General features: G+C 65.9%; 21 protein-coding genes. 9 read left to right on the top strand and 12 right to left on the bottom strand.

Annotation, left to right across the window (positions count from 1 at the left end; translation table 11 throughout):
* Positions 1-3 precede the first annotated feature (3 nt).
* The 4 genes from AC5RUM_RS14070 to AC5RUM_RS14055 form a co-directional block, all read right to left on the bottom strand.
* Entirely contained in the window at positions 4-933 is a 930-nt protein-coding gene (locus tag AC5RUM_RS14070) for a PfkB family carbohydrate kinase (protein WP_494035541.1), read from the bottom strand.
* Between the two features lie 44 nt (positions 934-977).
* Positions 978-2,189: a D-mannonate dehydratase ManD gene (gene manD / locus AC5RUM_RS14065; protein ID WP_494035493.1), complete on the bottom strand. Its 1,212-nt coding sequence runs from the start codon at positions 2,187-2,189 to the stop codon at positions 978-980.
* Positions 2,190-2,252: 63 nt separating this feature from the next.
* Complete coding sequence (locus tag AC5RUM_RS14060) at positions 2,253-3,278, bottom strand: L-idonate 5-dehydrogenase (RefSeq protein WP_494035492.1); 1,026 nt, start codon at positions 3,276-3,278, stop codon at positions 2,253-2,255.
* Positions 3,275-4,684: an MFS transporter gene (locus tag AC5RUM_RS14055; protein WP_494035491.1), complete on the bottom strand. Its 1,410-nt coding sequence runs from the start codon at positions 4,682-4,684 to the stop codon at positions 3,275-3,277. Before AC5RUM_RS14055 ends, AC5RUM_RS14060 begins: the two co-directional genes overlap by 4 nt.
* Positions 4,685-4,862: 178 nt before the next feature.
* Here AC5RUM_RS14055 and AC5RUM_RS14050 point away from each other — a divergent pair, with 178 nt between their 5' ends.
* On the top strand, positions 4,863-5,594 hold the full coding sequence (locus tag AC5RUM_RS14050) for a GntR family transcriptional regulator (RefSeq protein ID WP_494035490.1): 732 nt from the start codon (positions 4,863-4,865) through the stop codon (positions 5,592-5,594).
* A gap of 63 nt (positions 5,595-5,657) precedes the next feature.
* Here AC5RUM_RS14050 and AC5RUM_RS14045 read toward each other — a convergent pair whose 3' ends face one another.
* On the bottom strand, positions 5,658-6,254 hold the full coding sequence (locus AC5RUM_RS14045) for a YceI family protein (protein WP_494035489.1): 597 nt from the start codon (positions 6,252-6,254) through the stop codon (positions 5,658-5,660).
* Positions 6,255-6,706: 452 nt separating this feature from the next.
* Here AC5RUM_RS14045 and AC5RUM_RS14040 point away from each other — a divergent pair, with 452 nt between their 5' ends.
* Positions 6,707-7,732 (top strand): GmrSD restriction endonuclease domain-containing protein, encoded by a 1,026-nt coding sequence (locus AC5RUM_RS14040; RefSeq protein ID WP_494035488.1) that lies wholly within the window; start codon positions 6,707-6,709, stop codon positions 7,730-7,732.
* Between the two features lie 14 nt (positions 7,733-7,746).
* Here the strand turns inward: AC5RUM_RS14040 and AC5RUM_RS14035 are convergent, their stop codons facing one another.
* The gene (locus AC5RUM_RS14035; RefSeq protein WP_494035487.1) at positions 7,747-8,016 is read right to left on the bottom strand and encodes an Rv3202a family protein; all 270 of its coding nucleotides are present in this window, start codon (positions 8,014-8,016) and stop codon (positions 7,747-7,749) included.
* 238 nt (positions 8,017-8,254) lie between these two features.
* The gene (gene fdhA, locus AC5RUM_RS14030; RefSeq protein ID WP_400580814.1) at positions 8,255-9,466 is read right to left on the bottom strand and encodes a formaldehyde dehydrogenase, glutathione-independent; all 1,212 of its coding nucleotides are present in this window, start codon (positions 9,464-9,466) and stop codon (positions 8,255-8,257) included.
* A 332-nt stretch (positions 9,467-9,798) separates the two neighbouring features.
* Here fdhA and AC5RUM_RS14025 point away from each other — a divergent pair, with 332 nt between their 5' ends.
* Both AC5RUM_RS14025 and AC5RUM_RS14020 read left to right on the top strand, forming a co-directional pair.
* Positions 9,799-10,083 (top strand): DUF1540 domain-containing protein, encoded by a 285-nt coding sequence (locus tag AC5RUM_RS14025; RefSeq protein ID WP_400580815.1) that lies wholly within the window; start codon positions 9,799-9,801, stop codon positions 10,081-10,083.
* A gap of 193 nt (positions 10,084-10,276) precedes the next feature.
* Complete coding sequence (locus tag AC5RUM_RS14020; RefSeq protein ID WP_494035486.1) at positions 10,277-13,987, top strand: TM0106 family RecB-like putative nuclease; 3,711 nt, start codon at positions 10,277-10,279, stop codon at positions 13,985-13,987.
* A 10-nt stretch (positions 13,988-13,997) separates the two neighbouring features.
* Here the strand turns inward: AC5RUM_RS14020 and AC5RUM_RS14015 are convergent, their stop codons facing one another.
* The 3 genes from AC5RUM_RS14015 to AC5RUM_RS14005 form a co-directional block, all read right to left on the bottom strand.
* Positions 13,998-14,300 carry an acylphosphatase gene (locus AC5RUM_RS14015; protein ID WP_494035485.1) on the bottom strand — a complete coding sequence of 101 codons (303 nt, stop codon included), beginning with the start codon at positions 14,298-14,300 and terminating at the stop codon, positions 13,998-14,000.
* A gap of 95 nt (positions 14,301-14,395) precedes the next feature.
* Positions 14,396-15,151, bottom strand: a complete 756-nt coding sequence (locus tag AC5RUM_RS14010; protein ID WP_494035484.1) for a hypothetical protein — start codon at positions 15,149-15,151, stop codon at positions 14,396-14,398.
* A gap of 160 nt (positions 15,152-15,311) precedes the next feature.
* Positions 15,312-16,175, bottom strand: a complete 864-nt coding sequence (locus AC5RUM_RS14005; protein ID WP_494035483.1) for a pullulanase X25 domain-containing protein — start codon at positions 16,173-16,175, stop codon at positions 15,312-15,314.
* Positions 16,176-16,442: 267 nt separating this feature from the next.
* Between AC5RUM_RS14005 and AC5RUM_RS14000 the strand changes: the two genes are divergently transcribed.
* Both AC5RUM_RS14000 and AC5RUM_RS13995 read left to right on the top strand, forming a co-directional pair.
* Positions 16,443-16,748, top strand: a complete 306-nt coding sequence (locus AC5RUM_RS14000) for a hypothetical protein (RefSeq protein WP_494035482.1) — start codon at positions 16,443-16,445, stop codon at positions 16,746-16,748.
* A gap of 87 nt (positions 16,749-16,835) precedes the next feature.
* Complete coding sequence (locus AC5RUM_RS13995; RefSeq protein ID WP_494035481.1) at positions 16,836-17,729, top strand: glucose 1-dehydrogenase; 894 nt, start codon at positions 16,836-16,838, stop codon at positions 17,727-17,729.
* A 49-nt stretch (positions 17,730-17,778) separates the two neighbouring features.
* On the opposite strand, the gene AC5RUM_RS13990 is transcribed toward AC5RUM_RS13995, so the two are convergent.
* The gene (locus AC5RUM_RS13990) at positions 17,779-20,076 is read right to left on the bottom strand and encodes an FdhF/YdeP family oxidoreductase (RefSeq protein ID WP_494035480.1); all 2,298 of its coding nucleotides are present in this window, start codon (positions 20,074-20,076) and stop codon (positions 17,779-17,781) included.
* A gap of 202 nt (positions 20,077-20,278) precedes the next feature.
* On the opposite strand from AC5RUM_RS13990, the gene AC5RUM_RS13985 reads away from it, so the two are divergent.
* Both AC5RUM_RS13985 and AC5RUM_RS13980 read left to right on the top strand, forming a co-directional pair.
* The gene (locus AC5RUM_RS13985) at positions 20,279-21,100 is read left to right on the top strand and encodes a CPBP family intramembrane glutamic endopeptidase (RefSeq protein ID WP_494035479.1); all 822 of its coding nucleotides are present in this window, start codon (positions 20,279-20,281) and stop codon (positions 21,098-21,100) included.
* A 25-nt stretch (positions 21,101-21,125) separates the two neighbouring features.
* Positions 21,126-21,731 (top strand): hypothetical protein, encoded by a 606-nt coding sequence (locus AC5RUM_RS13980; protein ID WP_494035478.1) that lies wholly within the window; start codon positions 21,126-21,128, stop codon positions 21,729-21,731.
* Positions 21,732-22,748: 1,017 nt separating this feature from the next.
* Here the strand turns inward: AC5RUM_RS13980 and AC5RUM_RS13975 are convergent.
* Complete coding sequence (locus AC5RUM_RS13975; RefSeq protein ID WP_494035540.1) at positions 22,749-23,711, bottom strand: adenosine deaminase; 963 nt, start codon at positions 23,709-23,711, stop codon at positions 22,749-22,751.
* A 189-nt stretch (positions 23,712-23,900) separates the two neighbouring features.
* On the opposite strand from AC5RUM_RS13975, the gene AC5RUM_RS13970 reads away from it, so the two are divergent.
* A complete protein-coding gene (locus AC5RUM_RS13970; protein WP_494035539.1) occupies positions 23,901-26,540 on the top strand; it encodes an excinuclease ABC subunit UvrA in 2,640 nt (879 codons plus the stop codon).
* Positions 26,541-26,719: the final 179 nt, after the last annotated feature.

Genomic DNA, 26,719 nt, shown 5'->3' with positions numbered 1-26,719 from the left:
CGTTTAGGCGTGCGATGACACTGCTCCTTCCGGTTCGGCGTGCGCCCGTGTCTGTTCGAAGCTGGGGATGAAGCCGGTCCCGCCTTTACCGCCGACCACCAGCGATGCCGCGGCCGCGCCGTACCGGGCAGCCACAGGAAGGCTGTCACCCAGGACCATCCGGGCGGTCAGCGTCCCGACGAAGGCGTCGCCGGCGCCCGTCTGGTCCACCACCGAGGGCGCCGGGATCGAGTCGATCCAGGCGAGATCCGGGTCCAGCCCTTCTCCGTCGAGCTGGATTCCGTCCGCCCCGCATGTCACGGCGACGTTCACTGCACCGAGGCCGCGTAGCTTCGCGGCGGCTTCCTTGGGAGTCGGGCATCCGAGGAGGGCGGATGTTTCGCCGGGGAAGGATGGGGTGACCAGGAAGGTCTGCGGCGCCAGTTCGGCGAGGACCGCCGTCGCGTACTCCACCGAGGTGAGCCGGGGCCGGAAGTTGGGATCGAATACAAAGCGTCCGGCGAGCGCACCCGCCTTGAGGACGGCGGCCCGGGACGAGTCGGAGACCGCGCAGGCGATCCCGCCGGCAACGACGGCACCGGCCGCCGAGAAGACGGCGGGGTCGACGTCGTCCGGTCCGAGCGTGGAGCCCACGCTGCCGCTGCGGGCGTAGGAAAATTCGCGCTGCCCGTCGGGGTCGCAGTGCACCAGGTAGACGCCCTGCTGCCCGGTCCGGAACTTCAGCAGGTCGGTGGATATGCCGAGTTCCCGGATCCTGGCGGCGATCGCTTTGCCCAGGTCATCGTCAGTCAGGACGGACAGCAGCCCCACGCGGGCACCGGCCGCCGCGGCAGCCGCCGCGACGTTTAGCGCGTCGCCGGAGATCCCCAGCTGGGCCGGCACGCCGTGCCCGAACGCGACGTCGGTGGCCACCTCAACGAGGATCTCCCCCATCACGACGACGTCGAAAGGGGTCTGGTTGTGTTCGGTCGGGTTGCTCACCAGTCATGCACCGATCCGTCGAGCCGCCGGTTGATGGGCAGGTACTTCGGGTCGAACGGGAACGCGGCGGCCGCCTCCTCGTTGAACTCCACGCCGAGGCCGGGGGCATCGCCGGGATGCATGTACCCGTCTGTGAAGGTGTACGACGTCGTGAAGACCTCGCCGGCAGGTTCACGGTGGCCCATGTACTCCTGGACCCCGAAGTTGGGGATGCTCATGTCCACATGCAGCGCCGCCGCGAAGGACACCGGGGAAAGATCACCCGCGCCGTGCGAGCCGGACCGGACCCCGTACAGATCCGCCAGCGAGAAGATGCGGCGCAGGTGCGTGATGCCGCCCGAGTGCGATACGGAGGTGCGGATGTAGTCGATCAGGCGCTCGGTGATCAGCTGCTGGCAGTCCCAGATCGAGTTGAACACCTCCCCCACCGCAATGGGCGTGGTGGTGTGCTGCCGAATCAGGCGGAACGCGGACTGGTCCTCCGCTGGCGTCGGGTCCTCGATCCAGAACGGCCGGAAGGGTTCGAGGGACGCGCCCAGCCGGCCCGCTTCGATCGGGGTCAACCGGTGGTGGACGTCGTGGAGGACGTGAACGCCATAGCCGAACTGTTCGCGCACATGCGACATCATCTTCGGTGCGAAGTCCAGGTAGGACGTGGTCTCCCACATGTCCTCCTGCGGGACGTTGCCGCTGGCCGGCTCATACGTCCGGCCGTCCACCGGCCCGATCCCGTAGGTCTTCTCGAGCCCCGGAACAGCCGCCTGCGCCCGGATGGCCTTGTAGCCGAGGTCCAGGTGGTGCTGGAAGTCTGCGCTGAGGTCCTCGAGAGTGGAGCCGCTCGCGTGGCCGTAGACCATGACGCCCTCTCGGGCTGCGCCGCCCAGGAGCTCGTACACCGGCATGCCGGCCGCCTTGCCTTTAATATCCCAAAGCGCGACGTCGATCGCGGCGATCGCGGTCATCGTCACCGGCCCGCGGCGCCAGTACGCTCCCTTGTAGAAGTACTGCCAGGTGTCCTCGATCCGGCGGGCATCGCGGCCGATCAGCAGCGGGCACAGGTGCTCGGACAGGTAGGACGCCACGGCCAGCTCGCGGCCGTTGAGGGTGGCGTCGCCGATGCCGGTAATGCCGTCCTCGGTTTCAATAACGAGCGTCACGTAATTCCGTCCGGGCGACGAAACCACTACCCGTGCGTCGGTGATCTTCACTGGTGGTCCTTTGGATGTTGAATGTCTTGAAAGGGGGTGCGGGGCTTGGTGGTTTGACGTGCCTCAGCTGAGGCGGAGCATGACCTTGCTGCTGCCGGAGGCGGGATCAGCCGCGACGCTCATGGCTTCCACAGCCTCGTCGATGCCGAACTTGTGGGTGATGACCGGGGAAACGTCAAGGCCTTCGGCCATGGCGCGGAGGGCGTCGGTGATCTCGTCCGCGAACCGGTACGAGCCGATCCACGTAATCTCCCGGGTCACCAGGTCACCCAGCGCTGCCGGAGCCGGAGCGCCGGGCAGGTTCCCCACCTGGACGATGGTTCCGCCGCGTGCCGTCGCCCGCAGGACGCCGCCGAGTACCGCAGGGATGCCGGTGGCTTCAAACACCAGTTCCATGTCCTCCGGGAGGCTGCCGCCGTTGGAGACGTTCACAAGCTCGTCGGCGCCCATGGCCCTGGCGATCCGCAGCGACGCGTCGTTGATGTCCGTGGCGATGACGGTCCTGGCGCCGGCGTACTTTGCCGCCGCGACCACCAGCGAGCCGATAGGACCAGCGCCGTTGACCAGCACGTCCCGGCCGGCGAGCGATCCCGCCCGGCTCACGGCGTGCATGGCGACGGCGAGCGGTTCGGCGAGCGCGCCGTGAAGCGTGTCCACTCCTGCGGGCAGCGGCCGGATCTGCGAGGCTCTGGCGAGCTTGCGCTCGCTGAAGCCGCCGTCCGTGTGGGGATCGAAGGCTGCCGAACCGAAGTACCGGATCTGAGGGTAGAGGTTCGTCCTCCCCTTGAGCCGTTCCGGCATCACGCCGTCCCCCACCAGTTCCGCAGGGTGCACGGTCACCGGCTGGCCGACGTCGAGGTTTTCGACGCCGGCACCCAACTGGGCGATCCGACCGGCAACCTCGTGGCCGAGGACGAGCGGCGACTTCAGCGCCGCCGTCCCCGAGGCGCCGTGGCGCCAGTACGAAAGGTCGGATCCGCAGATGCCGCCCCATTCGACGTCGAGCACTACCTCGCCGGGGCCGGCAACGGGCTCGGGCCGTTCGTCAATGCGCAGGTCGTTGGCGCCATGGACAACTACGGCTTTCATACTGCGTCCTCCAGGCGGACCATGTCGCGGCCACGGACCTCGGGGCCCACAGCGGCAGAGATGAGCGTGATCAGCGAGTAGCCGATGAGCATGGCGGCCAGCGGCCACCAGTGGCCGGTGACTGCCGTGAGCGTCGCGGCGAGGAGCGGGCCGATTGCGGTGGCAAGGATGCCGCCGATTTCCTTGGCCAGGGCCAGTTGGGTGAAGCGGGTACGGGCTCCGAAGAACTCGGCCATGGTGACGCTTTCCATCGAGAAGAGGCTCAGCACGCCCAGGTTTAGGCCGACGACGACGGCGATGGTGACGAGCGTCGGGTTCCCGCTGGTGACCATCAACATCATGGGGATCGCAAACAGGGCCGTCAGGGTGCTCAGCGCGAGGTAAAGGGGCTTGCGGCCGAAGCGGTCACCCAGGATGCCGATGAGCGGGATGGTGACGAAGCCCAGGATGGAGCCGTACATGATAGCCGTGGTGCCAACGGTCTTGTCCATGAGCAGGACCGTGGCCAGGTAACCGACAAGGAAGGTCTGGATGAGTCCGGAGTTTCCGGCCTGTCCGAAGCGCAGGCCAAGGGCGATCAGGAAGGCCTTGCCCTTGCGCTGGTGCAGCGCGGCTTCGATGGTGCTGGTGCCGGCGGCAGCGGCCGCAGCGGCCGCACGCTTGGCGGCGTCCTTCTTGGCAATCTCCTCTTTGGACAGCGCGACGCCGTCAACAACGTCCGCGCGCTGTTCGAAGACAGGGCTTTCCTTGAGCGAGCGGCGGATCCACACGGCGAAGATCATCAGCAGGAAGCTTGCCAGGAACGGAATGCGCCAGCCCCAGCTGAGCAGCTGTTCCTCGGACAGCACGGCCACGAGAATGGCCCACAGCGCCGACGCGGCAAGGGTGCCCGAGTTTGTACCGAGGCAGACAAGCGAGGAGATCAGGCCGCGGCGGCGGGCCGGGGCGTATTCCGCGAGCATGACGGTGGCTCCGGCGATTTCGGCGCCGGCGCCGAACCCCTGGATGAGACGCAGGGCAACGAGCAGGATCGGAGCCCAGATGCCGATCATGGCGTACGTGGGAAGGATGCCGATGAGGGTGGTTGAGGCACCCATCAGGGCGATCGTGATGAAGAGGACCTTCTTGCGGCCGATCCTGTCACCCATGCGGCCAAAGTAGACGGCGCCCACGAGGCGGGCGACGTACCCGACGCCGTAGGTGGCCATGGCGGCGATGAGGCCGATCACCGGGCTGACATCGGGGAAAAAGATCTTGTTGAAGACGATGGCCGCGGCCAGCGAGTAGAGCTGGAAGTCCATGAATTCCATGGCGGTTCCGAGCCAGCCGGACACGGCAACCTTGGCCAGGTCTCGGGTGGTCCGGGACTCCGCCTTGGTGGTGGGCGGCGCGATGCTCTCGGTCATCAGTTGCTCCTTTGCAGGCGATGAAAAAGGGAGGGTGAGGAAAGCGTGCGGTGCGAGGGTGACCGCTCTTTGGATTTAGCAGGCGATGAAGCCGCTAACCATTGGGCTTTCCCGTGGCGTTCTGACTACCATACAAGCACTACCATTCTAGTTTGTCAACGGTGACTACACTGGATGCATGGCAACCGGCAAACCCGTCAAAGTACAGTCACCACGGCTCTCCGTGCGTGACCAGACCCTGGAAACCCTCCGGCGCAGGATCATCTCCCTGCAGCTCCCGCCCGGAGAGCCGCTGTCCGAAAATGAGCTCGCCCAGGAACTGGGAGTCAGCCGAACACCGGTGCGCGAAAGCCTGATCCTGCTCCGCGAGGAGGGCCTGGTTCAGGTATTCCCCCAGATCGGCTCGTTCGTGTCCTTGGTGGACCTGGGCCGGGTGGCGGAGGCGCAGTTCGTCCGGGAGGCCATCGAATGCGCATCCCTCAACGACCTCGCCGTTGATACTGCGGGAATCGCCGGCCTTCGGGACATTCTGGCGAGCCAACAGGATGCGGAAGCCAAGGGGGACGTGGAGGAGTTCTTCCGGCTGGACGAGGATTTCCACCGTGAACTCCTCCGGCTGGCGGGCCACGAATCGGCGTGGACGGCCGTCAACTCAGCCAAGGCGCACCTGGACCGGGCGCGGCGGCTAAGCCTCATCGACACCCGGCCCGTGTCCACGCTGATTGAGCAGCACACGGCCGTGGTGGACGCCCTGGAAGCCCACAATCTCGCCGACGCCGACAACTCCCTGCGCGTCCACCTCCGGGGCGTTTTCGAAGACGTCAAGCGGATCCAGGCGTCGTCGCCGGACCTGTTTTCGGACGGCACGGCTTCCCGCCCCATCAGGCGAAGCATCGCGCGGCTGTCCTAAACCCGCTGGCTCTCCTAAATCCGCTGGTTGCTCTAAATCTGCTGCCCGGAGCGGTGCCCCTAACTAGGGCGCGGCAGTTTCGGTTGCGCCCTGCTGCCCCGGTTCCTGGTGCCCCTGATCCACCTTGACGAGTGCGGCCTCGAGGTTGATTTTCACCTTGTCGCTGACCAGGAACCCGCCGGTCTCCAAGGCAGCGTTCCAGGTGAGCCCGAATTCTTTGCGGCTGATTTCCGTCTCCGCCGAGAATCCGGCGCGGGTGGCACCGAATGGATCCACGGCTACACCGGTGAACTCGACTTCCAGTTCCACCGGCTTGGTGATTCCCCGGATGGTGAGGTCGCCCGTGAGCGTATAGTCGTCGCCCTCGCCCTCCACGCCCGTGGCGCGGAAGGTCATCTCGGGATACTCCGCGACATCGAAGAAGTCGGCTCCTTTCACGTGGGCGTCGCGGTTGGCGTCCCCCGAGTCGAAGCTGGCAGTTTGCACGGTCGCGTGCAGCGAGGACTCGGCGAGGGAGTCCCGGACCCGGGCTTCGGCAGACGCCTCCCGGAACCGGCCCCGGACCTTGCTGATGCCGGCATGCCGGACAGTAAAACCGATCTCGCTGTGGGACATATCCAGGGTCCAGATGCCCGGGGTCAGGCCTGCGGGAAGCGTCATCGCACATCTCCTAAAGGGGGAAAATCCATCTGAAACGGTGCGTTTTCCACACTCGTTCAGCCTGCGGGTGAAGTCAAGAACCCCCGGAGACGTCCTTCCCCTTGGACCGATTTACCGGCCTTTCCGAACCTCCTCTGAGGCACCTCGAAAAAAAATATTAAGGTGTGGCTAAAACTCCTAGCTATTCTTCAAGAATCACCCTTATCGTTGTTCTTAGGCCCGCCGCATCCCCCAGTTGCGGTGGTCCTGCCGCTAGGAGGAGCCCCGCACACCGCAAGGTGGGCGGGGCCCTCTGCGTATTGGGCTGTGTCGCAGCCTTCGCCGAGTATTGGCTCAAGTTCCGCGGGGCGGTCCCCCTTCACCGGTAGGCTCGTTGAACGCACAACCAACGCCACGGGGGCATAAAGAAGTTGAAGAGAGTACGTCCGCTGCCGGGCCGGCAGAACCCAGGATTGCCCGGCATTGTCGACTGGATGGGCCGGGTGGCGCGTGCCAGGTTGATCAGAGGCGGCATCGTCGCCACCATCGTGCTGGCAACCACCGCCTGCGGCGGCACCATCAGCGCAACGCAAGAACCGCCGTCGGACGTTCACCCCAGCGTCTCAGGGGACGTGCGAGAATCCGCACCGCCACCCGCATTGCCAACCGCACCGCCAATTCCCGCGGCCCGGCCTGGGGTGCCGACCACTGCGCAGCCTCCCGCCGCCACCAAAGCCCTGGACCTGCTCGGCACCCTGGCTATCAAGGGGCGCGCCCCGAAGACCGGCTATGACCGGGCCGAGTTCGGCCAGGCCTGGGCCGACACGGACCACAACGGCTGCGACACCCGCAACGACATCCTGTTCAGGGATCTGACGGCAAAATCGCTGAAACCGGGAACCCAGGGCTGCGTGGTCCTCTCCGGAACGCTGGCGGACCCGTACACCGCCACCTCCATCGCGTTCAAGCGCGGAGCCAGCACCAGCAGCGCCGTCCAGATCGACCACGTCGTGGCCCTGAGCGACGCCTGGCAGAAGGGCGCCCAGCAGCTGACCGAGGCGCAGCGCGCCGGTTTCGCCAACGACCCCCTGAACCTCCTCGCCGTTTCCGGCCCGGCCAACCAGCAAAAGAGCGACGGCGACGCCGCCACCTGGCTGCCCGGCAACAAGGCCTATCGCTGTGCCTATGTCGCCCGGCAGATTTCGGTCAAAGCCAAGTACAAGCTCTGGGTCACCCGGGCAGAACATGACGCGATGGCCACTGTCCTTGGCACGTGCGTCGGCACGCCGGCTCCGACGACGCAGAGCGCCCCGGCGACGGCTGCCGCCGCGGCGAGGCAGACCGCTCCGGCGACGGCTGCCGCCGCGGCAGCACCGGCAATGGCCCCCTACGCCAACTGCGCGGAGGTCCGGGCCGCAGGCGCCGCGCCTATCTTCGCGGGCCAGCCCGGCTACAGCGGGAAACTGGACCGCGACGGCGACGGCGTGGGCTGCGAGTAACCAGTCCCGCCGCCCTACTCGGGCACCTCACCCGCGAACGGGTAGTCCTCCTCATCGATTCCGGGGGTTCCCGCCGCCTGCTCTATGGCATCCGCTTCGGCAGCTTCCTCGGCCGAGAGGTCAGGGGCCGTCAGGTCGGCCGGATCCCCGGACACCAGAGGGGTCCGTTGCTCCAACACGTCCGCTTCGGGGGCGTCCTCGGGCAGCGGATCCTCCTCGTGCGTCTCCGAGCCCGGCACGGCCGGCAGCCGCTGCTCAAAGGCGTCGGCTTCCGGGACTTCCATCGGAGTTTCTTCAGGCTGACTGTTCATCATCTACCTCGGCTCCAGGTCAGAGTTCGTCGGTGCAACAATTCTCCCACCTGCCACGGTCGCTCAACAGGAGGCGGGACTAGGAACGCGGGGCCAGGAACGGGGTCTGAACGGCCCGGCCCGCCGGCCTCAGCCGACGGGCCTCAGTGCGCGTTCTGACCCCGCGTTGCTGTTCAGATAATGCGTTCCAGGCATGCGGCTGAGGCAGCCCTCAGCTCAGGTAGCCGTTCGGGTTGAGCACGTACTTGGTGGCCGCGCCGGCGTCGAACTCCGCGTAGCCCGTCGGCGCATCATCCAGCAGAATAGGCTTCGCATTGACGTTCTTGGCGATGTTCACCTTGTCATGCAGGATAGCCATCATCAGTTGCCGGTTGTACTTCATCACCGGGCACTGCCCCGTGGTGAAGGCCAGAGACTTCGCCCATCCGGTACCCAGGCTCAGGCTCAGCGACCCCTTCTTGGCCGCTTCGTCGATCCCACCCGGGTCGCCCGTCACGTACAGCCCGGGAATGCCGAGCGCACCACCCGCAGCGGTGATGTCCATGAGCGAGTTCAGCACGGTGGCCGGTGCTTCCTGGGCGCCCGCGCCGTGGCCCTTCGCCTCAAAGCCCACGGCGTCCACGCCGCAGTCCACCTCCGGGACGCCCAGTAGCTGTTCAATTTGTTCGGCGGGTCCGCCCTTGGTCAGATCCACAGTCTCGCACCCGAAGCTGCGAGCCTGCGCCAGCCGCCCCTCGTTAAGGTCACCGACAATCACGACGGCGGCCCCCAGCAGCTGCGCGCTGGTCGCCGCTGCGAGGCCAACAGGACCGGCGCCGGCGATGTACACAGTCGATCCGACGCCCACCCCTGCACTCACGGCACCGTGGTATCCCGTGGGGAAGATGTCCGACAACATGGCCAGGTCAAGGATCTTCTCCATGGCCCGGTCCTTGTCCGGGAACTTCAGCAGGTTCCAGTCGGCGTACGGCACCAGGACGTAGTTGGCCTGGCCGCCCACCCAGCCGCCCATGTCCACGTAGCCGTAGGCGCTGCCCGGGCGGTCTGGGTTGACGTTAAGGCAAATGCCGGTCTTGCGCTCCTTGCAGTTCCGGCAGCGGCCGCAGGCGATGTTGAACGGCACCGAGCAGACGTCGCCCACCTTGATGAATTCAACGTCCTGGCCCACTTCCACCACCTCGCCGGTGATCTCGTGGCCCAGGACGAGGTCCGGCGGCGCCGTGGTCCGTCCCCGCACCATATGCTGGTCCGACCCGCAGATGTTTGTGGCGACCGTTTTGAGTATTGCGCCGTGGGGAACCTTGCGTCCCACGTTGGCCGGATTGACGCCCGGCCCGTCCTTGAGTTCGAAACTGGGGTAGTCGATATCAATGACTTCCACCTTGCCGGGCCCTTTGTAGGCAACGGCCTTGTTCCCTTCCATCTCTTCCTCCTGGCGTCACCGGCCCTCCCCAAGAAGGGTCGGATTGTGATTCATGAAGCAATCTGATGTGCCCTCCAAGGGCAGGTACGGGCAGGCCGGACGGCGTGGTCCGTGCGTGTGTGGTGGAGGGTGCCGCCAGTCTAAATCCCGCGGGACGGTGAGGTCTATAACGTTCCGTTAGCTGTGCAGGAGGGTTCTGGCTGCGAGAAGCTGGGACCGGGTGCCAGGTAAATACGCAACAGTATTGGGTCTTTTTGATTCGGCCGGACGGGCCTAGGTTTGGAACAAGCGGGCGTCCAGCCGGGACGGCCACGACCATGGAGGAACCTCATATGAGCACGCAAGTCGCAGACTGCAGCGTCACTAATTGCTCCTTCAACGATCACACCCACTGCAACGCCGCGGCCATCACGGTTGGCGGGAGCACGGACCATGCCTCCTGCGCCACGTTCATCGAGACTGGCATCCACGGCGGGCTGCCGAAGGTCCTCGCCAACATTGGTGCCTGCCAGCGCTCCGAGTGCGTCCATAATGACCACCTGATGTGCAACGCCCCGGAAGTCCACGTAGGCCCGGGCGCGGACAACGCCGATTGCCTCACCTACTCCCACACGTAGGAACAGCGGCTTCGCACACGTAGCACGACGGCCGGGCGGCATTGCCGCCCGGCCGTCGTGCCGTCGGCTCCGGGTTCTGACGCTGCATCCGGCTCCCCGCGCTGCGCCGCCCTTCTTTGTCATAGCCTCTTGCTAGATTCGAATCAGCGCACCGGGAGCCCTCCCGGCGCGAGGCTGCCGATGGGGAGGCCCCATGTTCCTGCTCGATCCACTGACGCCGGAAGCGCCCGCCGACCTGGTGTTCTCGGCCAGCGACCTTGTGGCAGCGAGCGAGTGTGAATACCGCACGCTCCGTGCCCTGGACGAGAAGCTCGGCCGATCGCCCAAGGCCGACTTTCCGCCTGACGAGATGCAGGCGCGCGCCGGGAAACTCGGCGACGTCCATGAACACAAGGTCCTCGATAAGCTCATCGCCGAGTACGGTACGTGGGATGCCTCCCGCGGCACAGGCGTCTACAGCGTGGAGCGCGGAACCACAGACCGTGCGGACCTGACCAGCAAGCATCTCGAAACCACCTTGGCCCTCCAGTCCGGTGCGGACGTCGTATTCCAGGCCACCTTTTTCGACGGCGAATTCCTCGGCTATGCGGACTTCCTGGTTAAGGAGGGCGCGTCCGGTGAAGCCCCCGGACGCTACGCGGTGTGGGACACGAAGCTGGCCCGGCACGCCAAGGTTGGCGCTTTGCTGCAGCTCGCTGCGTACGGGGACCAGCTGATCAAACTCGGACTCGATCCTGCGCCCCGCGTCACGCTGGTACTGGGCAACCTCGAACGCAGCATCCACTCCCTCGCCGATCTGCTGCCCGTGTACCGCGAGCGCCGCGACCGTTTCCGCGAACTGACCGCAGCCCACCGGGCTGCCGGTTCGCCTGTCCGGTGGCAGCAGCCCGGCATTGGACACTGCGGGAGGTGCGACTACTGCGCCGAGCAGGTGACCATGCACCGCGATCTGCTGATGGTGGGAGGCATGACCTCCGTCCAGCGGAAAAAGCTGATTGCCGAGGGCATCACCACGATTGATGCCCTGGCGGAACTGCCGCCGGAGAAAGCAACAGGGTCACGGCGCCGCCTGCGCGAGCAGGCCAGGATGCAGACCGGGCGCGAGCGTCCGGACGGATCGCGTACGTTCGTCAAGGAGGGCGAGGACCACACCATCACCTTCAAGGTACTGACGGAGAATGCACTTGCCAGCATCCCGGCCCCCTCTGACGGCGATATCTTTTTCGACTTCGAGGGCGATCCCCTATGGCAGGATCCCGCCACAGGCACGTGGGGGCTGGAATACCTCTTCGGGGTTATCGAGGCGCCGCTGCCCGGGGATCCGCCCGGCGCCGCACCGGTGTTCCGGCCCTTCTGGGCCCATTCCCGCGCGGGTGAGCGGCAGGCATTCCTGGACTTCCTCTCCTATGTCGAGGAACGCCGCAGCCGGTATCCGGACATGCATGTCTACCACTACGCACCGTATGAAAAAACCGCCCTCCGGAACCTCTCCCTGACGCACGTCGCGGGCGAGGATACGGTTGATTCCTGGCTCCGCGAGGGCGTGCTGGTGGATCTCTACGCCACGGTGCGGCATTCCCTCAGGATCTCCGAGCCGTCCTACTCCATCAAGAAACTCGAGCCCCTGTACATGGGCGATAACCTGCGGTCCGGAGACGTCAAGGACGCCGGGGCCTCCGTGGTGGCTTACGCTGCCTACTGCACGGCGCGCGACGGCGGGCCAGAGACCCAGGCCGAGGCCGCTGCCATCCTCGCCTCCATCTCCGACTACAACCAATACGACTGCCTCTCCACCCTGCGACTCCGTGACTGGCTGCTGCAGTTGGGCAACGGTCCCGCGGCTCCAAGGCTGCCCCAGCCGGCCTCCCCGGATGCCCGTGAACCCGAAGACACGACGGCGGGTGCAGAACCGACGGCGGAGGAGAAAACCCTTCGCGGGTTCCTGGATTCCATTCCCGACACCCGGGGGTTCACGCCCGACGAACAGGCCGTGGCCATGGTCGCCGCAGCCACGGGCTACCACCGCCGGGAAGCCAAGCAGTTCTGGTGGGAACATTTCGACCGCCTTGAATCCGAAGTGGACAGCTGGTCGGACCAGCGCAATGTCTTCGTGGTCGACGACGCCTCCGTCGTATCCGACTGGGCACCACCCACCCGCCGCGCCCGCACCGAATCGCGGACCCTGCGCCTCACCGGAACCATGAGCGAAGGCTCGGAGTTCCGTGCCGGCTCCACGTGGTTTCGGATGTTCGAGGACCCCCTCCCGGACGGTCTCGGAGAGGTCGACGGCGGACGCACCCCGCGGCCGCCGCAGACAGGCCAGGCCCCGCACGCGGCCGCAACAGAGTCCGTGTCCCGGGACGGCATCTTCGGCACGCTGGTTGAAGCCGTTGAAGACCACCCCGACCAGCCCGGCAAGACCATCATCACCATCACCGAGAAGTCCACCGGCAAGGTTCCCCCGTACTTTCAGCTGCCGATGGCGCTCACGTCAGACCGTCCCATTCCCACGGCAGGCATCGAGGCATCCCTGACCGAGCTGGCCCGGCTCGTGGCGTCCGCCCTGCCGGATCTGCCGAAGCACCCCGGTCTCGACGTACTGCGCCGTGTGCCTCCACGGCTGGCCACGCGAGAGTCACTTCCTGCGGTCACCCACGACGATTCGGGCGCCGCGGACTACGTTTCCGCCATCGCGGAAGCCATCGAAGACCTGGAGCGGTCGTACATCGCCGTCCAGGGACCCCCGGGTACGGGAAAGACGTACGTCGGCTCCCACGTCATCGCCCGCCTGGTGCAGCGCGGCTGGAAAGTTGGCGTCGTTGCCCAGTCGCACGCCGTCGTAGAGAACATGCTCTGCACGGCCATCTCGAAGGCAGGAGTGGACCCCCGGGTCGTGGCCAAGGACGTCAAAGCTCCCCGCACCGGCTCCGATGTCCCGTGGGCTCTGACCACGGACAATGACGTGGCGCGGGTCCTTGACGCCGAAGGCGGCTGCCTGGTCGGAGGGACGGCCTGGACCATGACCGGAAAGTGTGTGCCACCCGGATCACTCGACCTGCTGGTTATCGATGAGGCAGGGCAGTACTCGCTGGCCAACACCTTGGCCGTCGCCCGCTCCGCAAAGCGTCTGCTGCTGCTCGGCGACCCTCAGCAACTGCCCCAGGTCACCCAAGGGTCCCATCCCCAGCCCGTCGATGAATCAGCCCTCGGCTGGCTGTCCGCCGGACACGCCACCATGCCTGCCGAGCTCGGCTACTTCCTTGCGGATTCCTGGCGCATGCACCCGCAGCTCTGCCAGGCCGTGTCCGTGCTGAGTTACGACGGCAAGCTCGACGCAGCCCCCGCTGCCACGTACCGCCACCTCGACGGCGTTCCCGCCGGAGTACAGACGGTAGCTGTGGAGCACAGCGGCAACACCACGAGCTCCAAAGAGGAAGCGGCAAGGATCGTCCAACTTGCCAACGACCATGTCGGGCTGAAATGGACGCCTGGCCGGGATGAGCCCCTTCGGAGGCTGGAGGCCAACGACATCCTGGTAGTGGCCGCATACAACGCCCAGGTCCAAACCATCCGGCGGGCCCTCGTCCAGGCGGGGCTGTCCGGAGTGCGGGTGGGAACGGTCGACAAGTTCCAGGGCCAGGAGGCCCCTGTGGTGCTCGTATCCATGGCATGCTCAGCCATCTCCGAAGCACCCCGCGGCGCCGAGTTCCTCTTGAACCGCAACCGACTCAACGTCGCCGTATCCCGTGGGCAGTGGCGCGCAGTGATCGTCCGGTCCCCCGAGCTGACCAACTACATGCCCCACAAACCGTCCGCCCTTGAAGAACTGGGGGCATTCATCGGACTCAGTCCGCGCCCTCCCCGCGAAGGATCGACGGCCGAGGATGAGAACCGCCGAGGATAAACGGCCGCCGTCAGACCACCACGTCGAAGCTGCTGAACCCGCCCTCGGCCGGCGAGAGCTTCTCGTCAACGTGGGACACCAGGCCTGGCGCTTCGCCGGATCCCAGCCACCGCCGGAACTCCACGATCACCGGCTGCGGGCCCTCCGCCACAACCGTGACCGAGCCGTCGTCGTCGTTCCTTACCGAGCCGGTGATTCCCAACTCGTCGGCCTTCCGCGCCGTCCAGTAGCGGAACCCGACGCCTTGGACGGCGCCGGTCACGCGGGCAGTGAGGCGTACGCTGTCGGCGTCGGCGGCATTCACGTCAGTCATGAGTCCAATGTAGCGCCGGGGCCGAGTGCCCCGACAGACTCGGCAATCGCGGACACGCCGGCCCGGCACATACCGTCGTGGGGTCAGCGAACCTGTCAGGCCGCCGGGCGGAGGGACGTGATCATCCTGCGGATGTTCTTGTACTCGGCCGTCTCCTTGTACGCCTCGGGCGTATCCACGTGCGGCTCGTTCCCCGGCGATGTGTCGAAGGGGTTGTAGACGCCTCCGAAGGCCGCGCCACTGGGCGGCCAGGTGAAGAAGTGGGCGATGGGGCACGCCTCCGGCCCACTGGGTTCGGGCGCGGATGTGATGCCGTAGGCCAGGACAGTCGCCTTCATCGGGTCTGTTGCTGCCGGGTCTGTCCGGGACTCGAAGGTGAACCGGGGCGTCGTTCCGGCCTGGGCAAGGGCGGGCAGGGGCTGGGAGTCCAGCATTCCATAAGGCTGCTTCTTGGTGCATTCAGCGCCGGTGACCACGTTGGTGCGCAGGGTGGCCATGGACTTACCGTCGGCCTTGGCCACTTCCACGAAGACGCCGCCTCCCGCGGGCACCTGCCCGGCCGGATCCTTGATGGTCCAGTCGGCCGGATAGTCGAATGCAAGCGACCCGTCCTTTGCGGTGAAGGTCTTCCAGCCTTCAGCCGGAGTGGCGGGGACGGTGGTGGCCGGCGATCCTGTTGCCGTGCCGCTGGCCGAAGCTGTCGGGGCGTCGGCCGGGGAACTCGTACTTGGCGAACTCGTGGTTGGCGAACTGGTGACCGGGGCCGAGCCCGGCGACCCACAGGACGCGAGCATCAGTGCCATGACCATTCCCGAGATTACCGTAACTGCTGGTGATGCTGATCGGCGCATCAAGCCCTCCCTCTGCAGGTTAAGAAAAGACGATGGACTAATAGTGCATCGTCGGACCTTGGGAATTCCTTGGGAAGGCTCGAACAGCGAAGCCCCGCTGCCGGGTTGCGGCAGCGGGGCTTCGTAGCTGGATGACTGGCTTATTGGCAGCCGGTACGGCTTAGTTGACGGTGATGTCCCTGGTGCGGTGGTCATAGCGGATGGTGAGCTGGCCGCCGTCGTGGTGCAGTTCGTGGTTGGGGCCGTCGAATGCACCGAAAGCGCCGTAGTTCTCGTCCCACGAGCGGTTCAGCGCGATCTTGAAGGTGTAGTAGCCAGCCGGAATGTCGGCGGTCAGCTTCCACAGCTGGTCGATGGCGTCGAGCTCCATCTGGGCTTCGTCGTACTGCGGCGCCCAGTTCTCCGGAGCGCCCAGCAGGGTGTTGAAATCACCCGCGACGGCCACCGCTCCCGGCTGCGGTACGGATTCGACGGCGGGAGCTTCAGTATCCGCCTTCCTGCTACGCACCGCGTCGACCACCGGGGCCACGGCATCCTCGATCAGCTTTGCGGCTTTGTCCACAACCTTCGCAGCCTTGGATGGAGCCTTTTCCGCCTTGGATGCTGCTTTCTCAGCCTTGGCAGCAGGCGCCTTCTTGGCGGCCGGCTTGGCAGGAGCCGCGACCGGAAGGGGCGTGTCCGCAGGAACGGGAGTTCCGGCGTCGAGCGCTGCCGCGAAGCTCGCAGGATCCGCGAAAGCGACCGTGGCCTTCAGGCCGTCTTCAGTGATGGTCCAGCCGGAGCGGCCCTTGACCAGCCAGCCGGCCTTGACGAGCTTCGCCGTGGCAGTGGTGAGCGACTTGTGGCCGCGCGGAATGCCTCCGCTGAGGAGCTCCGCCTCGTAGGCGTTCAGCGGAACCCGCACGAGAGCCTCGGCCAGCACCTCGCCGGCGTTCTGAGACTCGCCAGTCAACACCCCCTCTGCCAGCACGTCCAGCACGGCCTTAAGCCGGAAGTTGGTGTTTTCTGCGGCAGTCTTGCGCATGGTTCCCCTTTTAGAGCGATTGTTCCCTCAGTAGTTTGCCGTGTGGAGGTTAAATCTGGCCACTTGAAACGGTTAATACTGCGTGTCGTGGCTGACTATGACGGCAATTACACCGGAAGTGAGCCTGGAGTCCCAGATGTAGGCAGCGGGGTTGACTTGAGAACCAGTATGTCCCGCCGTCCATAATAGAAAGTAGGCTTACCATACGCGCCCGAGAATCACGCCGAGAACCAAGGGCGCCCGGCATGTAGTGGAAAGGATGAACCGATGAGCGAACAGAACCTGAGTGAGCAGAATTCCCAGGACGACGGCTTCATAGCTCCGGACCCTTCAAAGCTCCGCGACGACACCCCCGGCGACGCCGGTGACGACGCCAACGCCATCCGCTTCAGCGAAGAACAGGCACTCATCGAGGAGCAGTCCCACGGCATCCGGCCCGAGCGCTACGACGTCCCGTCCGGCGGGCCAACCATGGCCGAAGCCCGCGGAAACATGGACCTTTCCGACGACACCGGCGAGGCAGCCTCGGGCGACAGCAGCGACGACGGACTCCACGGCGGCGCCGAACAGTAGTCCGGCATCCGCAAACCGAGGACCAACAGCCGAACAGCAGCACTGTGACCCTGTCCGTGTTCAAGCCCGATCATCAGGAGGAGCACCATGACCGATCAGTACACCTTCAAGAATCCCGTCACGGCATACGAGCACATCGAGCCGCCAAAGCAGCACCAGCCCGAACCGGGCCTCGACGCGAAGCTGACTCCCAAGGCTGACCTGGGCGAGGACAGTTACCGCGGGACCGGCCGGCTCGACGGGCGCAAAGCCATCGTTACCGGAGCAGACTCAGGGATCGGCGCCGCCACGGCGATCGCGTTCGCACGTGAGGGGGCCGACGTCGTCATGTCCTACCTTCCCGAAGAGGAAGAGGACGCAGCCAGGATCGCCAATCTCATCGAGAAAGCCGGCCGCAAGGCCGTGAAGGTTCCGGGCGACCTCAAGGACTCGGACACCTGCCGCGAGCTTGTGGACACAGCCATCCGCGAGCTGGGTGGCCTGGACATCCTGGTGAACAACGCGGGCAAGCAGGTAGCCCAGGAGGACATCGGGGAAATTAGCGACGAACAGTTCGACCACACCCTGAAGACCAACGTCTACGCCATGTTTTGGCTGACCAGGGCCGCGGTGCCGCATCTGCCGGCTGGTTCCACCATTATCAATACGACGTCGATCCAGGCGTACAACCCGTCGCCCACCTTGCTGGATTACGCCACGACAAAGGCCAGCATCAACAACTTCACGAAGGGGCTCGCCCAGCAACTGGCGCCCAAGGGAATCCGGGTCAATGCCGTGGCGCCCGGGCCCATCTGGACGCCACTGCAGGTCAGCAGCGGCCAGCCGAAGGAAGCCCTCCCCGAGTTCGGCAAGAGCACGCCGCTGGGCCGGGCCGGGCAGCCCGCGGAACTGGCACCGGCTTACGTGTTCCTGGCCTCGGCAGAGTCGAGCTTCGTCGTGGGGGAAACGCTGAACGTCAACGGCGGCAGCCCGACACCGTAGCAACCCACGAACCGGTGCCGCGCGCTCCGGACTACCGGAGCGCGCGTTCTCACGCCGTGCTGGGCTCCAGCCTCACGATCACAGCTTTCGACGCCGGCGTGTTGCTGCCCTCCGCCACGCTTCCCAGCGGTACCAGCACGTTGGCTTCGGGATAGTACGTGGCGGCGCAGCCCGGGGCCGTGGGGTAGGAGACCACGCGCAGCTTGCGCATCACCCGCTCCACGTTGTCCTCATAGACGCCGTGAAGGTCGACGAACTGGCCGTCGCGCAGGCCCAGCTCCGCGATGTCCTGGGGGCTGACGAAGACCACGTCCCGGCCCTTCTTGATGCCGCGGTACCGGTCGTTGTAGCCGTAAATGGTGGTGTTGAACTGGTCGTGGGAGCGCACGGACTGCAGGATCAGGGTTCCCTCCGGCCGTTCCACGTGTTCCAGCCGGTTGACCGTCAGCATGGCCTTGCCCGTTGGCGTGGGGAAGGTGCGCGAGTCCCGTGGGCCGTTCGGGAGGACGAAGCCGCCCTTCTGCCGGATCTTGTCGTTGTAGTTTTCGCATCCGGCCACCACATGGGAGATGTGGTCGCGGATGAGGTCGTAGTTCTTTTCGAAGCCTTCCCAGTCGGCACTCGTCCTTCCAGCCACCGTTTCCCGTGCGAGGCGGCACACGATGGCCACTTCGGACAGCAGGTCCGGCGCCACCGGCTTCACCTGGCCCTCGGAGGCGTGCACGGCGCAGACGGTGTCTTCCACGGACACGAATTGCGGCCCCGAGGCCTGCATGTCGATCTCCGTCCGCCCCATGGTGGGCAGGATGAGTGCCTCCTTGCCGGTCACGGTGTGTGAGCGGTTGAGCTTGGTGGAGATCTGCACCGTGAGATCAGTGTTCTCCATGGCTGCGGCGGCGGCATGGGTGTCTGAGATGGCGCCTACCAGGTTGCCTCCCAGTGCCACGAAAACCTTGATCCCGCCGTCGCGCATTTTTTCGATGGTCTGCACGGCGTCCCCACCGGGCTCGCGGGGCGGATCGAAGTCGAACTCCCTGCCGAGGGCGTCCAGGAAGGCCGGGGGCATCTGCTCCCAAATGCCCATGGTGCGGTCCCCTTGGACGTTGCTGTGGCCGCGGATGGGCGAGGCGCCGGCGCCCGGTTTGCCGATATTGCCGCGCAGCAACAGCAGGTTGATGATCTCCTTGATGGTGGCGACAGCTTTTTTGTGCTGGGTGATGCCCATGGCCCAGGTGATGATGACCTTGTCCGCCTTCAAATAGCGGGCAGCCAGTTCGTCGATCTCATCACTGCGCAGACCCGTTGCTTCGAGGACGGTTTCCTCGTCTAGCTCCGCCAAATGCGCCTTCAATTCCTCCAGCCCCTGGCAGTGTGCCTCCAGGAACTCGTGATCCAGCACTGTTCCGGGGTTCTTGGCCTCGGCTTCGAAGACCCGCTTGGAGATGGCTTGCAGCAGGGCCATGTCCCCGCCGACGCGGATCTGCAGGTACTGGTCCGCCAATTCCGTGCCGTGCCCGATGATTCCCTTGACCTTCTGCGGATTCTTGTACCGCATGAGTCCGGCTTCCGGAAGCGGATTAACCGCCGCGATCGTGCACCCGGCTTCTTTGGCTTCCTCCAGTGCGGTGAGCATCCGCGGATGGTTGGTGCCCGGATTCTGGCCCATGATGATGATCAGCTGCGCCTTGGCGAAATCGTCGTAGGAGATCGTGGCCTTGCCGATGCCGATGGTCTGCCCCATGGCCCATCCCGACGATTCGTGGCACATATTGGAGCAGTCCGGCAGGTTGTTGGTGCCGAACGCCCGCACGAACAGCTGGTAGATGAAGGCGGCTTCATTGGACGTCCGGCCGCTCGTGTAAAAGGCGGCCTCATCCGGGCTCGCCAGGCCGTTCAGCTTGTCGCCGAGGATCCTGAACGCCTCGTCCCAGCTGACCGGCCGGTAGTGGTCCTCGCCCGCCGGCTTGTAGACCGGTTCCGTGAGGCGGCCCTGCATCCCCAGCCAGTACTCGGGCATTTGCCGCAGTTCACTGACAGGATGCTCTGCCCAGAATTCCGAGGCCACGACCACCGGTGTGGCTTCCCAGGTGACCGCCTTGGCTCCGTTCTCACAAAACTCGAAGGTCTTGCGGTGCCCGGGGTCCGGCCAGGCACAGCTCATGCAGTCAAAGCCGTCCTTCTGGTTCAGTGCCAGAAGCGTTTTCTCGGTCCGGCCTACACCCATGTGCTTCAGTGCAGGCTGGATGGAGTGGAGGACGCCGGGAATGCCCGCTGCCCAGTCCTTCGGCTTGCCCACCTCAAGGTCTTTTTCGTCAGCCTCTTCCACCCGCGGGTTCTTGCGCGGCATGCTGCACTCTCCTCGACTCGCTCATTAGTCTGGGTCCTGCTGCTTAGGGCCCGGCACTACACCTTCGTGTTGCCTCTGTCACAGGACTAGCAGGTATGGGAGGTGGCTGCAAGCATTCTGCCGCCGGCCCTCCACGCCGCTGGCGCCCCGGCGGAGAACGGGCAGAAAATGGAGCACCACGCACTATTCGTTTGGAGCCGCCATGCGTCGTTCCAACACCTGGCTCAAGAACCACAGGCTGTCAGCTTTCTTCATCCTGGCCTACGCGATCGCGTGGTCCTCGTGGCCGCTGTACGCGGCGGGCCTGATGGCCCGCGTGGAGTTCCTGGCCGTGGCACCGCTAGCGGCTGCGGTCATTGTGATTGCCCTGACCGAGGGCCGGCAAGGCTTCCGCGTGTGGTCCCGCCGACTCGTCCGGTGGCGCGTCGGCTGGGTCTGGTACGCCGTGGCGCTTCTGCTTCCCGCGCTGCTGGTCCTCGTCACCGGGTACCTCAACATTGCGCTCGGCGCGTCCGCGCCTCGTCTCACGGACCTGTCCTGGAGTGGTCTGCTGGCGGTGTTCGCGGTCCGTCTCGTGAATCCACTGGACGGGCCGCTGGGTGAAGAACCTGGCTTCCGCGGCTACGCCCTTCCCCTGCTGCAGGCCACCCGGCCACCGCTCGTCTCGGCGGCGATCCTGGGCGTCCTGGTGGCGTTGTGGCACCTGCCGCTCGTCCTCTTCAACGGCGTGAGCCCCATGGGACTGCCGACGACGTTCATCATCACCTCCCTCTACGTCTGGCTCTTCAACCGCACGGGCGGCAGCGTCCTGCTGACGTACCTATTCCACAACAGCCAGGGCACCTTCACAGTCGGTTCCTTCGGCTTCACCGGTGCGGCCGCGGGCCGCGCAGAACTGATCTATTTCGCGGTGGTACTGGCAGCGGTCCTAGCCACCGTTTTCTTCGATCGCACAGCCTGGCGCAAGGCACCCCGCTCGGCCACCGCCGTCGGGCGCTTTTCGCGCAAGATCCGCCCCATGTGAGGGTGCCCAACGCCAAGGAGGAAAGATGTCCTCACCACTCGCTTCAGCCGCCGGCCCGATCGCCCTGGTGGCCGGGCTCGCTTTCGCTGCCGTGGACGTGGCCCGGCTGCTCACCGCCGACCGCAGCCTGGAGCGGATCGACATGATGCGCCAGACGCCGTTCGTGGTGGCCAACGCGCTGTATTGGGTGGTCTTCGTCGGGCTCGTCCTCGCCCTCGTGTCCGTCTACCTCCGCTACGCAGCGCACACCGGCGGCCTGGGCGCCGTCGGCTTCTGCTTCGCGCTCGTCGGCACTCTGGACATGGCCGGCAACATGTGGTTCGACGGGTTCGCCGGGCCCTGGATTGCGGACGTCGCGCCCGGCGCAATTCTCGCGGGCGGCTCCGGGATGCTGGCGGTCGGCGGCCTGTCCAGCTACGTGCTGTTTGCCCTCGGCTGGATAGTTTTCGGCATCGCAGGCTGGCGGGCACGCATGTTCCCGGCGTGGGCAGGCATTGCGTTCATCGTGGCCGGCGTTCTGGGCTTCAACGCGGGCCTGCCGCCCTACGGAATCCCGATTGGGCTCGCTATGGCCGCCTGTGGCTGGTGGATCTGGCGCGGAACGGCGCGCCGGCTGCCCTCAGCCCGATAGTTCCGCCAGCAGCTCCGCCTTGCGCTGCTCCGAGGCGCATGAGGAACCGATCAGTTGGCAGTCATCGACGTTCGGCGCTCAAGAAATGCGGAACAGACCTGCCAAAACGGAGCTGGGAACGGTAGGGGTTACCTTCCGCAGATTGGGAACCGTAGGGGTTACCTCCGGCAGATTAGGAACCGTAGGGGTTACCTCCGGCAGATTAGGAACCGTAGGGGTTACCTCCGGCAAATTAGGAACCGTAGGGGTTACCTCCCCCAGCTTCGGAACCGTAGGGGTTACACCCGGCAGCTTCGGAACCGTAGGGGTTACACGCGGAGGCTTCGGAACCGTCACGGGCGCCTTGCCTGCTCCCGGCTTCCTGGCTGCAGCCTCCCCAGCCGCCTTCTTGGCTGCGGCTTTCTTCTTGTCTGCGGCAGCTTTGGCCTTCTCCGCCGCCGCTTGCTTCTTGACTGCGGCAACCTTGGCCTTCTCCGCTGGCGTGCCCTTTCCGGCCGCGTCAACCGTAACCTTCGTCGCCGCAGCTTCCTTAGCCTTGGCGGCAATTTTGGCCTTCTCGGCTGCCGCCCTCTGGGAAACGCCTACCCCCGACGATATGTCGGTGTACGTGGAACCGGAATTGGCCTGCGCGCGGGTGCTGGCCTCGCCCGATGATCGTGAGGATAAGTCTTGAGCATCGGCCCCGGCGCTGCATGCCGGCGTGGCGAGTAGGACCGAGAGCATGCTGATGGCCAGCAGATTTTTCCTAGGCATGGTGATAAAAGCCTCTGTGGGGAGTGCGGAAACGGCAGTCCGATGGGGGACAAAGTCCTGCCGACGTCAGTTACGGTCTGCGGTTACGCCTCGCAATGCCGCCTGGAGACTTACCACACAAGACGGCATTCGGTACGCTCTGAAGGGCGTGCCGCCAACCGGTGACCTAAACGTAACATTGCCCGACGCGGGGAGGCCAATTCAGTGCGGGCTGCTTCAATTGGGGGCGTCATGTGCGGGATTAAGTCCGCTCATGCAGAGACCTCAGCCCGAGAGTTCCGCCAGCAGCTCCGCCTTGCGCTCATCGCTGGCAAACGAAGAACCGATCGAGTTGGCAGCCAGCCGGACACGGTCGAATTCAGAGAGCCCCAGCACCGACTCCAGCTGGGCAAAGTTGTCATCGACATAACCACCGAAATATGCCGGATCATCCGAGTTCACGGACACGTTCAGCCCGGCAGCAAGCATCGCCGGCAGCGGGTGGTCGGCCAGCACGTCCACAGCCCGGAGCCGGACGTTGGACAGCGGGCAGACCGTCAGCGGCACGCGGTCCTCCACCAGCCGCTCCACCAGCTCGGGGTCCTCCATGCACCGGATGCCGTGGTCAACGCGTTCCACGCCCAGGACGTCGAGCGCTTCAATGATGTACGACGGCGGTCCCTCCTCGCCTGCGTGGGCGATCTTCCGCAGGCCTGCTTCGCCGGCCCGCGCAAACAGCCGCGCGAACTTGGCCGGCGGATGGCCCACCTCCGCGGAATCCAGTCCGATGCCGGCAATCGGCGCGTTCATCGCCAACAGCGCTTCGAGAACCTCCAGCGCCGATTCCTCGGACAGGTCCCGGAGGAAGGCCGCGATCAGCAGCGTGGAAATCCCGAACTCGTCCTGAGAGGAGGCGAGGACGGAGGCCACGCCGTTGACGCAGGTCTCCAACGAAACCCCGCGGGACAAATGGGCCTGGGGATCCAGCATGATTTCCGCGTGCCGCACCCCGGCCGCAGCCGCACGGCTCAGGTAGGCACGGGTCATGTCCGCGAAGTCCTCCTCCGTCCGCAACACCGCCATGTTGGCGTAGTACAGGTCCAGGAACGACTGCAGATCCGTAAATTCGTACCGCGCCCGCAGCTCGTCCAGATCTGCATAGGGAAGCTCAATGCCGTTGCGCTCGGCGAGCGCGAAGATCAGTTCAGGTTCCAGGGTCCCCTCAATGTGCAGGTGCAACTCAGCCACGGGGAGGAGCGGCGATGCTGCCTGGACGTCCGGTTCGCTGGAAAGTGGGGCTTGATCGGCCGGTTCGGCGGCGCCGTCGTAAGTGTTCACACCGCCAGAATAGTCCCCGGGCCAGCCATCACCGCTAGAGTCGATTGGATGCGAAGTGACCAGCACGCTGATCCGCTGCCGGATCTGGCGACAGAGCTCATGCCCGACCACCCGACGGACGGCTTTGTCCGGGTACGCGGCGCCCGCGAAAACAACCTGCGCAATGTGGACGTGGACGTGCCGCGCGATGCCATCGTCGCCTTCACCGGCGTTTCCGGCTCCGGCAAGTCCTCACTGGCGTTCGGGACCATTTACGCCGAAGCCCAGCGCCGCTACTTCGAATCCGTGGCGCCGTACGCCCGCCGCCTCATCCAGCAGGGGCACAACCCCAAGGTGGAGATGATCACCGGGCTGCCGCCCGCCGTCGCACTTCAGCAGCGCCGCGGCACTCCCAGCAGCCGTTCGACGGTGGGCACCGTCACGACCCTTTCGAACTCCCTGCGCATGCTGTTCTCCCGCGCCGGGACGTATCCGGCAGGGGCGGCCCAGCTGGACTCGGACGCCTTCTCCCCCAATACGGCCGCTGGCGCCTGCCCCGAATGCCACGGCCTGGGAATCGCCCACACCGTCAGCGAGGCCTCCCTCGTTCCGGACACCTCGCTCAGCATCCGTGACGGCGCTGTCGCCGCGTGGCCCGGAGCGTGGCAGGGCAAGAACCTGCGCGACATCCTCACGCACCTCGGCTATGACGTTGACACGCCCTGGCGGAAACTCCCCAAGAAACACCGCGACTGGATCCTCTTCACCGAGGAACAGCCCGTGGTGGAAGTGACGCCGCAGCGCGACCGCGTGGCCAAGCCGTACAAGGGACGGTTCTGGAGCGCGAGGAGCTACGTCCTGCACACCCTGGCCGATTCCAAGAGCAACACCATGCGCGAACGGGTCCTCGCCTACATGGAAACCGGGCCGTGTCCCCGCTGCGGCGGCACCGGCCTGACCCCGGACGCGCTGGCCGTCACCTTTGCCGGGCACACGATTGCCGACCTGAACGCCGTGCCCATGGCCGAACTCGCGGAAATCATCAGGCCCACCACTGAACTGACAGAGTCAGCCACCGCATCGCGCACGCAGACGTCCGGCGAAAACAATGAGGTGGCGGTCGCGATCACCCGTGACTTGCTGCAGCGAATCACGGTGCTGCTGGACCTCGGCCTCGGCTACCTGGCGCTCGGACGCTCCACGCCAACCCTCTCCCCCGGCGAAATGCAGCGGCTCCGCATCGCGACGCAACTGCGCTCCGGGCTGTTCGGCGTGATCTACGTTCTGGATGAACCTTCCGCCGGACTGCACCCTGCCGACGCCGAACCGTTGCTTGCCGTCCTCGATCAGCTCAAGTCCTCCGGCAACTCGGTGTTCGTGGTGGAGCACAACATGGACGTGGTGCGCCGTGCCGACTGGCTGGTGGATGTGGGCCCGCGCGCCGGCGAGGGCGGCGGCGAAGTGCTTTACAGCGGCCCCGTGGCCGGTCTGGCCGACGTCGAGGAGTCCGTCACCCGGCCCTTCCTGTTCGGCACCGGTTTCGAGGGGGCCCGATCAGTGGGGATGGGGGTCGACGGCGGCACTGACGACGGCGGCCCGCGCGGCGGGGGCACTGCTGACGGCGGGGGCACTGCTGACGGCGGGGCTCGCCGCGAGCCGGAAGGCTGGCTGGAACTGCGCGACATCAGCCGCCATAACCTGCGCGGACTCGACGCCGACTTCCCGCTGGGCGTCTTGACCGCCGTTACTGGGGTCTCCGGCTCGGGCAAGTCGACCTTGGTCAGCCACGTGCTCGCCGAGGTGGTCGGAGCCCGGCTGCACCCGGACACCGCGGCTGCAGCCGGCGCGGGCTCCGGCGCTGCAGCCGTCACCGGTACCGGCTCCGACTCCGGCGCGGGGCGGCCGGACCTGGGTGAAGACGCCGCCGAGCTCACAGGACCGCTGACGGTGGGGCCGGTCTCCGGCCTGGACCAGGTGGACCGGCTGGTGAAGGTGGACCAGAAACCGATCGGCCGCACACCACGCTCCAACCTCGCCACGTACACCGGACTCTTCGACGCGGTCCGCAAGGAGTTCGCCGCGACGGACGAGGCCAAGTCCCGCGGTTTCGGCGCCGGACGATTCTCCTTCAACGTGGCCGGAGGACGCTGCGAAACCTGCCAGGGCGAGGGGTTTGTGGCCGTGGAACTGCTGTTCCTGCCCGGCAGCTACGGCCCCTGCCCGGAATGCCACGGTTCGCGCTACAACCCCGAAACCCTGGAGGTGACGTACCGCGGCAAGAACGTCGCGGAGGTCCTGGGCATGACGGTGAATGCAGCCTCCGAGTTCCTGAACGACGTTCCGGCCGCCGCTCGCAGCCTGCAGACCTTGCGGGAGGTCGGCTTGGGTTACCTCCGGCTCGGCCAGCCGGCCACCGAGCTCTCGGGTGGCGAGGCGCAGCGCATCAAGCTCGCCACCGAACTGCAGCGGGCACGCCGGGGACACACACTCTATGTGCTGGACGAACCCACCACCGGACTGCACCCGGCGGATGTCCAACTGCTCATGGCCCAGCTCCACCGCCTGGTCGATGCGGGCAACACCGTCGTCGTCGTGGAACACGAAATGGACGTCGTGGCAGCCGCCGACTGGGTGATCGATCTGGGCCCGGCCGGAGGCGACGCCGGCGGTGAGATCGTCGCGGCCGGAACGGCGGCCGCCGTCGCGAGCGCACAAGGCAGCCGCACGGCGCCATATCTTGCTTCAGCCCTGAAATCCTGAGCGAGGCGGGACGCATTTGCCCGGCCTCACTTCTGGCGGCTGGACGGTCAAGAATTATCTCGATTTGATAACGGAGCCCGGCTGCCTTACCGTTGAACACATGCCCGCGCCAAGCGGGCCCATGAATGCCCGGTGCCGCCTCCACCAATTACTGCCCGGCCGGCGGACACCGAAATGAC

The organism is Arthrobacter sp. B2060 (assembly GCF_059090445.1).
Note: the sequence above shows the minus strand (reverse complement) of the source record. Positions and strands in the feature narration are given on the sequence as shown.

Excerpts from the sequence above, each read along its gene's own strand:
- AC5RUM_RS14050 (WP_494035490.1), top strand. The coding sequence starts at position 4,863 with ATGGCAACCGGCAAACCCGTCAAAGTACAGTCACCACGGCTCTCCGTG.
- AC5RUM_RS14000 (WP_494035482.1), top strand. The coding sequence starts at position 16,443 with ATGAGCGAACAGAACCTGAGTGAGCAGAATTCCCAGGACGACGGCTTC.
- AC5RUM_RS13985 (WP_494035479.1), top strand. The coding sequence starts at position 20,279 with ATGCGTCGTTCCAACACCTGGCTCAAGAACCACAGGCTGTCAGCTTTC.
- AC5RUM_RS14035 (WP_494035487.1), bottom strand. The coding sequence starts at position 8,016 with ATGGAAGTCCCGGAAGCCGACGCCTTTGAGCAGCGGCTGCCGGCCGTG.
- AC5RUM_RS13980 (WP_494035478.1), top strand. The coding sequence starts at position 21,126 with ATGTCCTCACCACTCGCTTCAGCCGCCGGCCCGATCGCCCTGGTGGCC.
- AC5RUM_RS14005 (WP_494035483.1), bottom strand. The coding sequence starts at position 16,175 with ATGCGCAAGACTGCCGCAGAAAACACCAACTTCCGGCTTAAGGCCGTG.
- AC5RUM_RS14020 (WP_494035486.1), top strand. The coding sequence starts at position 10,277 with ATGTTCCTGCTCGATCCACTGACGCCGGAAGCGCCCGCCGACCTGGTG.
- AC5RUM_RS14060 (WP_494035492.1), bottom strand. The coding sequence starts at position 3,278 with ATGAAAGCCGTAGTTGTCCATGGCGCCAACGACCTGCGCATTGACGAA.
- fdhA (WP_400580814.1), bottom strand. The coding sequence starts at position 9,466 with ATGGAAGGGAACAAGGCCGTTGCCTACAAAGGGCCCGGCAAGGTGGAA.
- AC5RUM_RS13970 (WP_494035539.1), top strand. The coding sequence starts at position 23,901 with ATGCCCGACCACCCGACGGACGGCTTTGTCCGGGTACGCGGCGCCCGC.
- AC5RUM_RS14045 (WP_494035489.1), bottom strand. The coding sequence starts at position 6,254 with ATGACGCTTCCCGCAGGCCTGACCCCGGGCATCTGGACCCTGGATATG.
- AC5RUM_RS14010 (WP_494035484.1), bottom strand. The coding sequence starts at position 15,151 with ATGCGCCGATCAGCATCACCAGCAGTTACGGTAATCTCGGGAATGGTC.
- AC5RUM_RS14015 (WP_494035485.1), bottom strand. The coding sequence starts at position 14,300 with ATGACTGACGTGAATGCCGCCGACGCCGACAGCGTACGCCTCACTGCC.
- AC5RUM_RS14070 (WP_494035541.1), bottom strand. The coding sequence starts at position 933 with ATGGGGGAGATCCTCGTTGAGGTGGCCACCGACGTCGCGTTCGGGCAC.
- AC5RUM_RS13995 (WP_494035481.1), top strand. The coding sequence starts at position 16,836 with ATGACCGATCAGTACACCTTCAAGAATCCCGTCACGGCATACGAGCAC.
- AC5RUM_RS14025 (WP_400580815.1), top strand. The coding sequence starts at position 9,799 with ATGAGCACGCAAGTCGCAGACTGCAGCGTCACTAATTGCTCCTTCAAC.
- AC5RUM_RS13990 (WP_494035480.1), bottom strand. The coding sequence starts at position 20,076 with ATGCCGCGCAAGAACCCGCGGGTGGAAGAGGCTGACGAAAAAGACCTT.
- AC5RUM_RS14055 (WP_494035491.1), bottom strand. The coding sequence starts at position 4,684 with ATGACCGAGAGCATCGCGCCGCCCACCACCAAGGCGGAGTCCCGGACC.